Genomic DNA, 12,096 nt, shown 5'->3' with positions numbered 1-12,096 from the left:
GGCTTGCACGGATCCTCTGGATCTGACCTTGGCAGCATGGATAAATGCGAACGTTTTGTGTTCTGTCGGCAGCACACCGTGTCAACTGCACCCTTGCGACAGGACCCCCATATTGAACAAGCGGCTAGAAGCGTTAGTTGATAAGGGTCGGTCATCCTTACCTCTATTCATCAGAGATGAGTACGAGTGGTTGCGCGCTCGCCGGCCGAAATGCACTGAACGCCTCCGCCCAGTCTGACTCCAAAACTTGCCCCGGCGCTCAAAGCCAACGCATCACGTCGATGGGTGCTTGAATCCTCTGCCCAATCAAGGAATTCCCATGACCGACCCACGTAACGTCGCCCACGACAAAAAAGTTCAGCAAGAGAAAAAGAACCACGGCGAAGAAATCGCGCCAAACGCTGAACACGCGCCTCAGCCCGGCATGAAGCCAGCACTCAAGCATGACGACGATGACAAGCAAGACGAGCAAGGCGAGCAAGCTTGAACCAGGTATCAGCCTGACTTGAAGATTGAGCTCAACAGAAAAGGCGTCCCCAGGGACGCTTTTTTTGTTCAAGGATAAATTTCAGCCGAGACCGCTTTGAGCATAGGGCACCTCGCTGAAGACGTCGGTAGGCTCTATGAGCAGATAGCCCCGCAGTTGTCTGCTTTTTCGTGGTCCTTTAACAGGCATGTCCAGGTGTTCAAGCCTGCTTTAGCCAGTCGCGCCTGCAGCGTAATTAGTCCGGCTCAATAGTCTTGGGCGGATGCATCCAGCAAGCTGGGCAGTGCCGTGCGTGGTGGTACAAGTATCGGTGCGACCTTGTACAGCCGAACCACTGGCTCGGGTTGGTCGATGAGTTCAAAGGCCAGCTCAAGGATGCGTTCGACGTTCTGTCGCATCATGTAGACCGGGAAGGGCAGGAAAGAGGCGAAGGGGTCGTAGTCGAAGCAGCCCACCACCAGGTTCGCGACAGGGTCCGTCGACTGCTGCGGCAGCACGCCGAGCAGGCCCTCCAGGTTGATGGTGGAGTTGATGAAAACCCCTCTCGGCAACCGCCCATGGCATTGGACGTGAGCGGTCAGGGCCTGGCGGGTCATGGCCGGCGAATAGCCGGGGGCGCTGAAGACGTCGTCGCTGGTGGCGTCGCCGAAATGCGCTCGCTTGGCGGCCAGAAATCCGCCGATCCGTTCCCGGCTGGCATAGTCGGAGTAGCCGCCGAACAGGCAGAGATCCGACGATGACAGGTCGCTGATGGGCGCCAGTTCGCTGAGGATTGCCTGCGTCAGCTCGAAGGCGCCGGCGTAGTTGTCACTGGTGATCGATGGCGCGAGGGTACCCGGCAGGTCGAGATTGAGATGGCGCACGCCGGCACGCGCGCAGGCGCCGTGGATGCTGTCCGGATCGGTAGCGCCGACGATGAATAGCTCGTCGATGGAGTAGGCCAGCAGCGACTCCACGGTACTAAGCTCCAACTGCGGATCGCGGCAGCCGCTGACGACCAGCGGGCAGAGGCCACGCGCCCGGACGCGTGCCTCGAAGCCTTGCGCCAGTGCGGAAAAGAAACGGTTGTCGTAGAGCGGCAGCATCAGCCCGACCAGGCCGGAACGAGACTGCCGCAGGCCACGGGCCTGCAGGTTGGTGCTGTAGCCGTGTTCGTCAGCGAGAGACTGGATGAGCTGCGCCGTCGCCTCCTTGATCCGTCGTTTTCGCCAGGAGCCGTTGAGCACCGCACTGACGGTGGAAGCGGAAGAGCCCGAAAGCTGAGACAGATCGTAGATGGTCGCTTTCTTCTTGCTGCTAGGGGGCATCACAGAGCTTTTCCATTGGTCGCAAAGTCACTTGACAGTGGTGGAAGTAGAGGAGTAAATCTTATTGCACCATCGATTGTGCAATTTACGCAGCACCGTCGATGGAATTGCAATCTGGTCTGCAATGCTGTGCCGCTGGCCATATCCATCTTTCGTCGGATCTCGTGATCGGCATCGGTCGGGTGTGTGTCGTCAGGTAGGGGAGTATAGCGATCCTGAGGCTCCCGCCGCAGCACACCCCACCCACCGGGCGGGGCCGCAGTCTACGAATAGCCCGGTTCAAAGCCCTATCCAAGGATAACAAGAAAATGGCGCGAATCTTCAAGCTCTCCCGGTTCTCCCGCACCGTGCTGGCATTTGCCGTCGGCACCAGTCTGGCCGCCTCCGGTCTGCAGGCGGCCCCGCCCTCGGCATCGCCGGTGGCTTTCCTCATGCCCGACCAGAGTTCCACCCGTTACGAAGAGCACGACCTGCCAGGCTTCCAGCGACAGATGAAGACGGTCTGTGCCGACTGCCGAGTGATTTACCAGAACGCCAACGGCGACGCCTCCCGTCAGCAGCAGCAGTTCAACGCCGCGCTGTCGCAGGGGGCCAAGGCCATCGTTCTCGATCCGGTGGATTCCAAGGCGGCGGGCTCCCTGGTCCGTCAGGCGCAGGCCCGTGGCGTCAAGGTCATCGCCTACGATCGACCGGTGACCTCGGTGCCGGTCGATTACTATGTGTCCTTTGACAACGAGGCGATTGGCAAGACGATCGCCACCTCGCTGGTACAGCACCTGCAGGCGCAGAAGGTCGATCCGCAGAGCGGTGGCCTGCTTGTGATCGGCGGCTCGCCCACCGATGCCGCCGCCGGGCTGATCAAGAAGGGCATCATGGCCGGGCTTGCCGAAGGCGGCTATCAGATCCTCGCCGATTACGACACGCCCGAGTGGGCACCCGCCAAGGCGCAGCAATGGGCCAGCGGCCAGATCACCCGCTTCGGCAAGCGCATCCTGGGCGTGGTGGCTGCCAACGACGGTACCGCTGGCGGTGCCGTGGCTGCTTTCAAGGCGGCCGGGGTGAGTCCGGTGCCGCCGATCACCGGCAACGATGCCACTGTGGCCGGCCTACAGCTGATCATTGCTGGCGACCAGTACAACACCATCTCCAAGCCCAGCGAGATCGTCGCCAGCGCGGCGGCTGATGTTGCGGGCGAGTTTATCGCTGGCAAGACGCCCAAGCCTGAGACCACGCTGTATGACGCGCCGTCGCGGTTGTTCGTGCCGACTCTGGTCACGGCCGAGAATTTGAAGGCGCAGATTATCGATCAACGCGTGGCCGGCCAACCGATCCAGACCGCTGCCCAGCTGTGCACGGATCGTTATGCCGCGGGTTGTCAGAAACTGGGCATCAAGCCCTGATGCCATTGCGCGGGCGGGGCGAGCGCGGTACTTGACGGACAGCCGCCTTACTCAGCTCGCGCTGACTTCTTACGTCCTGCTGGACATCAACAACAATATAAGGGAGTCAAACATGGCTGATCATTCCGGCCAGACGGCCCCGCGCGAGCCCGTATTGAGCTTGCGTGGTATCTGCAAGAGCTTCGGTGCGATCTCGGTGCTATCCGATATCGACCTGGACCTCTATCCCGGCGAAGTGGTGGCCCTGGTCGGTGACAATGGCGCCGGCAAGTCCACCCTGGTCAAGATCATCTCTGGCGTTCACCAGCCCACCTCCGGTTCGCTTAAGGTGGGCGGGCAGGCGGTGAGCCTTGCCAGTCCCGCCCAGGCCCAGGCGCTGGGTATCGCTACAGTGTTCCAGGACCTGGCGCTGTGCGAGAACCTCGACGTCGTGGCCAACATGTTCCTCGGCCGCGAACTGCACCCCTGGGCCCTGGACGAGACCACCATGGAGGTCCGTACCTGGAAGCTACTGGGCGAGCTATCGGCGCGCATTCCCAGCGTGCGGCTACCCATCGCCGCGCTCTCCGGCGGCCAGCGTCAGACGGTGGCCATCGCAAGATCACTGCTGCTCGAACCCAAGGTCATCCTGCTCGACGAGCCCACCGCTGCTCTGGGCGTGGCCCAGACCGCCGAGGTACTCAACCTCATCGAGCGGGTACGTGACCGGGGGCTGGCGGTGGTGGTCATCAGCCACAACATGGAAGACGTGCGGGCCGTGGCCGATCGCATCGCCGTGCTGCGTCTTGGGCGCAACAACGGTATTTTCGCCCCGGACGTGAGCAGCCAGGAGCTGATCGGCGCGATCACCGGGGCTGACGACAATTCGGTCTCGCGGCGCGCTCTGCGTCGTCAGGCTGCCACCCTCGAAACCACTCAGGAGCAGCCGTCATGAGCCAGACCAACGAAACGGCGGCGTTACTCGACCGGAGCGACAGCCGCGTCAACCAGACCGTGGGCCTGGCCGCCAGCCTCAAGGCCACGGCTGAGCGAATTCGCGCCGGAGACCTCGGACCGCTGCCCGTGGTGATCGGCCTGGTGGTGATCTGGACAGCGTTCGGCGTTTTGAATCCGGTGTTTCTCTCCAGCGCCAACCTGTCCAACCTGCTGTTCGACGCTGCTACTGTGGGCATCATTTCTCTTGGAGTTGTGTGCGTGCTGATGGTAGGGGAGATTGATCTGTCCGTGGGTTCCATCAGCGGCTTCGCCTCAGCGCTGGTGGGCGTTCTCTGGGTCAATCAGGGATGGCCGGTGGGCTTGGCGATCCTTGCTGCCCTGGTCGCGGGCGCCCTGATCGGCAGCCTCTATTCGCTGCTGTTCACCCGCCTGGGCATGCCCAGCTTCGTAGCGTCTCTGGCGGGGCTGCTGACGGTGCTGGGATTGCAGCTTCAGGTGCTTGGTAATGCCGGCTCCATCAACCTGCCGTACGACTCCTTCCTGGTGAGCTTCGGCCAACTCGACACCCTGCCGCCGCTTCTGGCCTACCTGCTGGCGGGTCTGACCGGCACGTTGCGGTTCTTCAATGGCTACCGGGAACGGGCGCGGCGGCGCCAGGCGCAGCTGTCGTCGCCCTCGCTGGTCGGGCTGGCGCTGCAATCCCTGGCCCTGACGGTCCTGCTCGGTTCTGTCGCCTACTACCTCAACCAGGATCGTGGGGTGCCGTGGATCTTCGCCTTCTTCGTCGCGCTGGTGGTGGCGATGAATTATGCCTTCACCCGGACCCGCTGGGGGCGCAGCCTGATGGCGGTGGGTGGCAATCGCGAAGCTGCGCGCCGCGCCGGTATCAATGTGCGGCGCATCTACACCTCGGCCTTCGTGCTGTGCGCCAGCCTGGCCGCGCTGGGCGGCATCCTTGCCGCGGCGCGGCTGGCCTCGGCCAGTCAGCAGGCGGGGACCGGTGACGTCAACCTCAATGCCATCGCCGCGGCGGTGATTGGCGGCACCAGCCTGTTCGGCGGTCGCGGCAGTGCCTACTCCGCCCTGCTCGGGGTGATCGTTATCCAGTCTATCGCCAGCGGCCTGACCATGCTCGATCTGTCCTCGGCGCTGCGCTACATGATCACCGGTGCCGTTCTGGCGCTCGCGGTCATCATCGACGCGCTGGCGCGTCGTTCGCGGGCTGTCCACGGGCGGGCGTGACGCTGACGCCCCACTTTCGAATGCAAAGGTGAACACATGAACCAGAAACTATCCATGAAAGTAGCCGCCATCACCGGCGGTGCCTCCGGTATCGGCCTGGCGTGCGCCAAGGAAATGCTCGCTGCCGGTGCCCAGGTGGCGTTGATAGACCGCTCTCGCGAAGGCCTGGAAAAGGTCTGCGTCGAGCTGGGCCCGAACGCCTTTCCCGTGGTGGTGGACCTGCTTGATCCGGACAGCGTCAAGACCATGCTGCCGCAGATCCTCGAGCGCTTCGGCCGGCTCGACATCTTCCACGCCAACGCCGGCGCCTACATCGGCGGCGAAGTTGCGGATGGCGATCCGGATCAGTGGGATCGCATGCTTAATCTGAACATCAACGCCGTCTTCCGGTCGGTGCAGGCGGTGCTGCCACACATGATCGAACGGGGCAGCGGCGACATCATGCTGACCAGCTCCATCGCCGGGCTGATCCCGGTGGTATGGGAGCCGATCTACACGGCGTCCAAGCATGCCATCCAGGCCTTCACTCATAGCCTGCGTCGGCAATTGATTAAACATGGCATTCGCGTCGGCGCGGTGGCACCCGGGCCGGTGGTCACCGCGTTGATCAGCGACTGGCCGCAATCCAAGCTCGACGAGGCCAAGGCGTCGGGTGCCCTGATGGAGGCCAACGAGGTCGCCGAAGCGGTGCTGTTCATGCTGACCCGGCCGCACAACGTGGTGGTCCGCGATCTGGTCATCATGCCCTTCAGCGTGGACCTTTAATGCCATGAGCCGACATTTCATAGGGGTCGATGTGGGAACTGGCAGCGCGCGGGCAGGCGTGTTCGACGCCAGCGGGCGGCTGCTGGCCGCGGCCAAGGCTCCGCTTGAGACCTGGCATGGCGGCGGACAGCGGGTCGAGCAGTCGGCTGAGCAGATCTGGCAGGCCATTGTCAGCAGCGTCCGCGGCGCGCTGGACAAGGCTGGCGCTGGGGCCGAGGCCATCGCTGGCATCGGCTTCGATGCCACCTGCTCGCTGGTGGTGGTAACGGCCGCGGGCGATCCGGTCGGCGTCGGCGACTCAGGCGACGACCAGCGCAACGTCATGGTCTGGATGGATCATCGCGCCACGGCGGAGGCGATCGAGATCACCGCGACTGGTCATCCGGTACTGCGCTACGTAGGGGGGCGCATGTCGCCGGAGATGGAAACGCCCAAGCTGCTCTGGCTCAAACGTCATCGGCCACAGGCTTTCGACCGCGCCGGGCATTTCTTCGACCTGGCAGACTATCTCACCTGGCGTGCCACCGGCGACCTGGCGAGGTCGGCCTGCACCGTCACCTGCAAGTGGACCTACCTGGCCCACGAGCAACGCTGGGACGCCTCCTATTTCGAGACCATAGGGCTTGGCGAACTGGCAGAAGAAGGTTTCGTACGGCTTGGCACGCGCATCGTCGAACCCGGTACGCCCTTGGGCCAGGGTCTCTGCCCGACCGCGGCAGCCGAGTTCGGCCTGCTGCCGGGCACGGCGGTGGGCGCGGCGCTGATCGACGCCCATGCTGGCGGGGTCGGTTCCCTCGGCGGTGCCTCCCCCGATGGGCAGACGGCGGTCACGCAGCGTCTGGCCTATATCTTCGGCACCTCGGCCTGCTCCATGGCATCCAGTCCGGTGCCGGCCTACGTTAATGGCGTCTGGGGCCCGTATTACTCGGCTATGCTGCCGGGGCTCTGGCTCACCGAGGGCGGGCAGTCGGCGGCGGGGTCGGCCATCGATCATCTGGTCTCTCTGCATCCAGCGGTGGGGGAAGCACGCGAGACGGCCGAGCAACAGGGCCAGACGCTGCTTGCCTGGCTCGAAGCCCAGGTGGCGCCTCTCGGTAGCGCGGCGCTGAGCTTGGCCGACGGTCTGCACGTGGTGCCCGAATTCCTCGGTAATCGTTCGCCGTTCGCCGATCCCGATGCCCGTGCGGTGCTCGCTGGCCTGACCCTGGATCGGGAGCTGGAGGGACTTCCCGGTCTATACGTCGCCGGCCTCTGCGGCATCGCCTACGGTCTGCGGCAGCTGCTCGAAGCCTTGGCGCGTGACGGTATCCCTATCGAGCTGATCGTCGCCAGTGGCGGTGCAGCCCAGAGCGATTTCGTCCGGCAGTTGCTTGCCGATGCCACCGGTGTACCGGTGGCGGTTAGTGACACCGAGGAACCGGTATTGCGAGGGGCGGCCATGCTGGGTGCCGTTGCTGCTGAAGCGGGTCTCCGTCTGCTCGATGTCATGGAACGCATGGCGAGCCTGGACCGCGTGTTTACACCGGTAGAGGGAGCGCTCGCAGACCAGCATCGCAGGCGCTACGCTGCGTTCGAGGTTCTTCAGGCAGCTGAACGAGAAGTGCGATCTATCTTCATTCGAGAGTGAGTTCGACCCTGAAGTCCGTGATGAGCCTGCTCAACAAAAAAGGGTCCAGACGCCCCGTTTTCGGTGCTGTACTGGACCCTTGGCGATCAAGCTTGCTCCCACGGCCTTAGGCCAGAATCGAGAACAGACTTGTGTATAGCGCTGAGCGCTACAACTACGGTCAGAAGCGAACAGTCACGCCTGCATTGACCGAATGGAAACGCGTGTCGGTGCCGAACTGCCCCTGGTAGGACAGGTCCAGATCGGTCTGCCTGTTCAAGCGCAGTTTCGCGCCCACTTCAGTCAAGGCGGTGTTGCGCGTTTGAGCGACGCCCTGCACTTCGAAGTCTGGACCGCCGGCGAAAGACTGGACGTTGCGCGGGTCCAGGTCACCGTAGGCGCGTCGCCATCCTACTGAGCCGTAAACCTGCGTATTGACGTTCGCCACATTGATGCTCGACGACGCGCGCAGACCCAGTGTCGAGAAGAAGGTGTCCTGTTTATCGCTGGACACGTCCAGTGCGGCTGGCCCGCCTTTTTCGTGCAGGTCTTTGGCGTCGTAGCGCACGTAGGAAAGACCGGCGAAAGGCTCCAGAGCCATGCTGCCGACCGGTATGCGGTAGGCCGCTTCACCACTTGCCTGCAGCGACTGGGCGTTGCGTTTGCCGGTCAAGTGATCACTGAATCCGGCAAACGCCACATTCCGCTCACTCTCCAGCTTGTGCCAGGTGTAACCGACGTCAGCACTGAGGCGCAGGGCATCGATCTGGCCACCGGTGTAGAGGCCCAGATGATAGTTGTCGCTGTGACCGTCAGCATCGCTGTCATCGGCGTCGAACTTCGAACGGCTGTAGCCAGCGTAGACGCCACCGCGCCAATCCGGTGTGAAGCTACCATCTGCCCCGAACAGCAGGCCGCCAGTGCTTTGGTGCAGACCACCGGCACCGTTATTGCCGCTTGTCCTGGTCCAGTTGCCGAATGGCTGCACCCAGGCACCGTTTTGCGTGGTCGATGTGCTTGGCATCAGATTGAGTGCCATGGCAGGCATGCGCAATGTTCCCGTATCCAGAAGATTACGCATACGAGTGCCCAGCACCCCCGATACCACCTGACTATTGGCGATCAGGGCCGTCGAGGTACTGCCGAGGTAGTCGCCAGACAGTTGATCGGCTGCGTTGCGAGCGCTTTCGGCATCCAGAATCAGCAGGTTGTTGTAGAGGCGCAGCGGCTCACCGCTTTGCTCGAGTACGCTCAGCGCGCCAGCGGTATTGAACTGGTTTTGAGTCAGCATGACCGTTTGAAAGATGCCTGGTGTTGGTGCTGGAGTCGGCTCTGGAGTTGGCGTAGGCGTAGGCTCTGGAGTCGGAGTCGGAGTCGGTTCAGGTGTAGGTGTAGGTTCTGGAGTTGGAGCTGGAGTTGGTTCCGGCGTCGGCGTCGGCTCTACGCTTTTTTGCTCGATGGTGAGGTTCAGATCATTGGCGGTACGCTGCAGTCCGACATTCAGAAACGCCGAGTTGGTCAGCGCCTGGGCATAGGCGGTCCCTGCGGCGGCGCCGTCGACCACACCGCCCTGAGCAGAGAGTAAGGTGTAAGTCCTGCCGCTCTGATAGCTCTGCGCAGGATCCAGCGCAGTCACGTTGACCTGCGTACCGCGCAGGGTGGCCGTGCCGCTTACGTTGATCTTGTCTGCTCTACCGTCGCCTGCGATGTCCGCGGCGTAACGTGAGCCTGCGGCCATGTCGAGGTCGCCTTGTATGGCCAGCGCACCTATGGCGCTTTCGCCGGGCGACAGGGTACCGCCGGACGCTACCTGCGTCGTGCCCACCTGACCGACGCCGGCCAGAACGCCGCCGTCCAGTACCTGGGCGCTGTTGGTATACGTCCCGAACTCGGTGCGCCCGGCAATACCGTTGACCACCAGGGTGCCGTTGCCTACGTTAAACCGCGAAAGGCTTTGGGTCGTGGCTGTATTGCCGCGCTGATTGACCTGGTCGACGTTCCCCGACAGCACCAGTCGCCCGCCGCGCACAACGACGCTGCCAGCCAGCCCGGTGAGGTCGCCGCTCAAGGTGGTATTGCCGTTGAACGCATACACTCGGCCCGTTCCATTCAGCGTGTTGGCAACCTGCAGATCAGTATCGGTATGGTTGAACGCCAAGTGGCCGTTGCCGGTGCCGAAATTAATGGCGGTTTGCGGGTCCAGTCGGCCGGCCGCCTGAGCTGTTCCGGCAGTCACCGAATCGATATCGGTACGGTTGGGGTCGGTCACGACCGGACCGCCCACAGCAAGCGTGCCGCGTGTGGGAGTGTTGATGCTGCTGATAGTGCTGATGAGGATACCGTTGGTAGAACTCAGCTCGGCACCGTCGGACAGCGTCAGGTAAGTGCGGGTGTCGCTGGTGCCAAGCGTCATGCTTTGCGCTGCCAGGCGGGTGCCTTGTCCGGAAATACTCACCTGATTGCTGCGGCTGCTGATAGCCGAACCCAGCAAGAGCGAGTCGGTGGTCAGTACTGCGCCGTTATCGAGAGTAAGGTTGTTTCTGTTTCTGAACACGCCACTGTTGTCCCAGCGGGTTCCGGCACCGGAAAGATTGACGACGGAGTCAATGTCTACCTGCTGGCTGTTGATCTTGCCGCCATCATTGGCCGTTATGCTCGACCTGTAGACAAACACCCCACCCGCCTCGATGTTGACCGCGTCAACCAGGGAGTTCTGGCCACTCACCAGCAACTGCGCGTTTGAAAATGCGTTGGAGCGAGAGCCGTTGACATCACCCAGATCCAGATCCCGCACCGACACCTGACCCCCGTTGCGCACGTTCAGGTCGCCTTGACCGACCCCACCGACAACGATCGTGTTACCGAGTACGAATGAAGTCCGCGGCACCACCCAGCGCGAACCGGCCCCTTCGACTATGACGCTGGCCTGGGCCGGGTTGACGCCGGTACTGCTGGCTTGACCAACAATGTTGCCGCCTTCGCTGGTCACGGTTGCGCCGCTGTTGATGGTGAGGCTGGAGGTGTTGCCGTCAGTTGACCGTACGTTGATCGAGCCATCGATGACGCGGTCGCTGTTAAAGGTTTCCTGACCATCGGTAAGAACGTAATCCGCTGCCTGGGCCTCTGGGAGCAGTGCAAGAGTAACCGCAAAAGCAAGAGGGGATAGTTTAAATAAGGGGTTCATAGCGACTCCAGATACTCCATAAAGACCACAAGGGGTGGCTGCCAGCCCTGAGGGCTTAGGCGTTTCCGTTCGGCGGGGTGCCAACAACGGGAGTATTGAGAGGCGATGGGGTAATGGAAATAGCACGCGTGTACTAGTGGCACGTGCGCGTATGCACTAGTGGCACCTATTAATGTCAGGTTTAATCAGTTGGCCAGGGATGGCTTAGTGCATCTGTACTATTGATATTCTGTTGCGCCGTGATTACGGTTGCGTGCGAAGTTATTCGACGTTATTTATTTAAATAATGAGTGGCAGCGTTAGGTGCCTGGTGTGCCAGTCAGTGGAGTGTGTGAATGAAAAGTGTAGTTTTGTTTCCGTTGATTCTGGCATTGTCGGGGTGTGCGGGTCTTGATCAGGCCATGTCAATGACCAATGGTGTCCTTGATCAAACGGGTGATGTACTGAGTGGGGATTTTAGAGGGCTGGCCGAGGCCAGAGAAACAACCTTGACAGAAATATGGCGCGATTGGCAGACCAATGAGGTCACCGCGAAAGAGAAATGGGACGCCCGAACACTGATCATTCCTGGCGTCGTACAGCGCATTACCAAAACAGGGACGGCAGTAGGTCAGAATCAGATTTCGGTCATCTTCAGCGATCCGTCCAATCCCAAATGCACGGGCCAGGGCCTCACCCGCGATGACCTGTTGGTCAACAAGAAAAAAATAAGCAGCTTCAAGAAGGGCGACAGGGTTCTTGTGAAAGGTGTGTTGGGCACCAGTGAATCAAAATGGACCGACAATGATGCTTGCTGGCTGTCTTTTGACAAAGCCGAATTCACACTTCAGAAATAAACGCCATCAGCACAAAACCCGGACAGTGTCCGGGTTCTGTAAGCGGCGCATTGATAACGCTGTCAGTTCTGCCAGGTTGTGTAATAAACCGGAATACCCCGCGAGTTGGTGATAGACGCATAGTTGAAACCTGGTGCAAACGACTCTCCGCCTGCGAAGGTGTAACCAAATGCACTGAATTCAATACCACCACCGACCTGGCTCAACTCGGTCTCGTTCAGCACTCGAAGTGCTGGTCCGGCAGGAAGCGCATCATGTGCCTGTTGTGGGTTCACTGCTTGAGTCATGGCGTTGTTTCCTCTGAAAGGGTCATTGATAAATCAGGGCTTCCGT

At 61.5% G+C, this 12,096-nt stretch carries 10 protein-coding genes and 1 pseudogene; 7 read left to right on the top strand and 4 right to left on the bottom strand.

Annotation, left to right across the window (positions count from 1 at the left end; all coding sequences use genetic code 11):
• Positions 1–319 precede the first annotated feature (319 nt).
• Positions 320–487, top strand: a complete 168-nt coding sequence (locus tag RGM3321_RS08135) for a hypothetical protein (protein ID WP_244392496.1) — start codon at positions 320–322, stop codon at positions 485–487.
• 81 nt (positions 488–568) lie between these two features.
• Here RGM3321_RS08135 and RGM3321_RS08130 read toward each other — a convergent pair.
• Together RGM3321_RS08130 and RGM3321_RS08125 are read right to left on the bottom strand one after the other, a co-directional pair.
• Positions 569–696, bottom strand: a pseudogene (locus RGM3321_RS08130) (DNA-binding domain-containing protein); the annotation flags it as partial.
• Positions 697–732: 36 nt separating this feature from the next.
• Entirely contained in the window at positions 733–1,794 is a 1,062-nt protein-coding gene (locus tag RGM3321_RS08125; RefSeq protein WP_244392495.1) for a LacI family DNA-binding transcriptional regulator, read from the bottom strand.
• A 308-nt stretch (positions 1,795–2,102) separates the two neighbouring features.
• On the opposite strand from RGM3321_RS08125, the gene RGM3321_RS08120 reads away from it, so the two are divergent.
• The 5 genes from RGM3321_RS08120 (at position 2,103) to RGM3321_RS08100 (ending at position 7,764) form a co-directional block, all read left to right on the top strand.
• Positions 2,103–3,194 carry a sugar ABC transporter substrate-binding protein gene (locus RGM3321_RS08120; protein ID WP_244392494.1) on the top strand — a complete coding sequence of 364 codons (1,092 nt, stop codon included), beginning with the start codon at positions 2,103–2,105 and terminating at the stop codon, positions 3,192–3,194.
• A gap of 112 nt (positions 3,195–3,306) precedes the next feature.
• Complete coding sequence (locus RGM3321_RS08115) at positions 3,307–4,128, top strand: ATP-binding cassette domain-containing protein (protein ID WP_122259808.1); 822 nt, start codon at positions 3,307–3,309, stop codon at positions 4,126–4,128.
• Complete coding sequence (locus tag RGM3321_RS08110) at positions 4,125–5,372, top strand: hypothetical protein (protein ID WP_244392493.1); 1,248 nt, start codon at positions 4,125–4,127, stop codon at positions 5,370–5,372. The genes RGM3321_RS08115 and RGM3321_RS08110 overlap by 4 nt, the downstream gene beginning before the upstream one ends.
• 36 nt (positions 5,373–5,408) lie before the next feature.
• Positions 5,409–6,137 carry an SDR family oxidoreductase gene (locus tag RGM3321_RS08105; RefSeq protein WP_244392492.1) on the top strand — a complete coding sequence of 243 codons (729 nt, stop codon included), beginning with the start codon at positions 5,409–5,411 and terminating at the stop codon, positions 6,135–6,137.
• Between the two features lie 4 nt (positions 6,138–6,141).
• On the top strand, positions 6,142–7,764 hold the full coding sequence (locus RGM3321_RS08100; RefSeq protein ID WP_244392491.1) for an FGGY-family carbohydrate kinase: 1,623 nt from the start codon (positions 6,142–6,144) through the stop codon (positions 7,762–7,764).
• 160 nt (positions 7,765–7,924) lie between these two features.
• Here the strand turns inward: RGM3321_RS08100 and RGM3321_RS08095 are convergent, their stop codons facing one another.
• Positions 7,925–10,927 carry an autotransporter domain-containing protein gene (locus RGM3321_RS08095; RefSeq protein ID WP_244392490.1) on the bottom strand — a complete coding sequence of 1,001 codons (3,003 nt, stop codon included), beginning with the start codon at positions 10,925–10,927 and terminating at the stop codon, positions 7,925–7,927.
• A gap of 335 nt (positions 10,928–11,262) precedes the next feature.
• Between RGM3321_RS08095 and RGM3321_RS08090 the strand changes: the two genes are divergently transcribed.
• The gene (locus RGM3321_RS08090) at positions 11,263–11,763 is read left to right on the top strand and encodes a hypothetical protein (RefSeq protein WP_244392489.1); all 501 of its coding nucleotides are present in this window, start codon (positions 11,263–11,265) and stop codon (positions 11,761–11,763) included.
• A gap of 62 nt (positions 11,764–11,825) precedes the next feature.
• Here RGM3321_RS08090 and RGM3321_RS08085 read toward each other — a convergent pair whose 3' ends face one another.
• Positions 11,826–12,050 carry a hypothetical protein gene (locus RGM3321_RS08085; protein ID WP_005782644.1) on the bottom strand — a complete coding sequence of 75 codons (225 nt, stop codon included), beginning with the start codon at positions 12,048–12,050 and terminating at the stop codon, positions 11,826–11,828.
• Positions 12,051–12,096: the final 46 nt, after the last annotated feature.

Origin of the sequence: Pseudomonas sp. RGM 3321 (genome assembly GCF_022836805.1) — a bacterium.
In the GTDB taxonomy this organism is placed as follows: Bacteria; Pseudomonadota; Gammaproteobacteria; order Pseudomonadales; family Pseudomonadaceae; genus Aquipseudomonas.
This window is presented reverse-complemented; position numbering and strand designations above follow the sequence as displayed.

Coding starts and splice junctions, on each gene's coding strand:
- RGM3321_RS08135 (WP_244392496.1), top strand. CDS start 320: ATGACCGACCCACGTAACGTCGCCCACGACAAAAAAGTTCAGCAAGAG.
- RGM3321_RS08125 (WP_244392495.1), bottom strand. CDS start 1,794: ATGCCCCCTAGCAGCAAGAAGAAAGCGACCATCTACGATCTGTCTCAG.
- RGM3321_RS08120 (WP_244392494.1), top strand. CDS start 2,103: ATGGCGCGAATCTTCAAGCTCTCCCGGTTCTCCCGCACCGTGCTGGCA.
- RGM3321_RS08115 (WP_122259808.1), top strand. CDS start 3,307: ATGGCTGATCATTCCGGCCAGACGGCCCCGCGCGAGCCCGTATTGAGC.
- RGM3321_RS08110 (WP_244392493.1), top strand. CDS start 4,125: ATGAGCCAGACCAACGAAACGGCGGCGTTACTCGACCGGAGCGACAGC.
- RGM3321_RS08105 (WP_244392492.1), top strand. CDS start 5,409: ATGAACCAGAAACTATCCATGAAAGTAGCCGCCATCACCGGCGGTGCC.
- RGM3321_RS08100 (WP_244392491.1), top strand. CDS start 6,142: ATGAGCCGACATTTCATAGGGGTCGATGTGGGAACTGGCAGCGCGCGG.
- RGM3321_RS08095 (WP_244392490.1), bottom strand. CDS start 10,927: ATGAACCCCTTATTTAAACTATCCCCTCTTGCTTTTGCGGTTACTCTT.
- RGM3321_RS08090 (WP_244392489.1), top strand. CDS start 11,263: ATGAAAAGTGTAGTTTTGTTTCCGTTGATTCTGGCATTGTCGGGGTGT.
- RGM3321_RS08085 (WP_005782644.1), bottom strand. CDS start 12,050: ATGACTCAAGCAGTGAACCCACAACAGGCACATGATGCGCTTCCTGCC.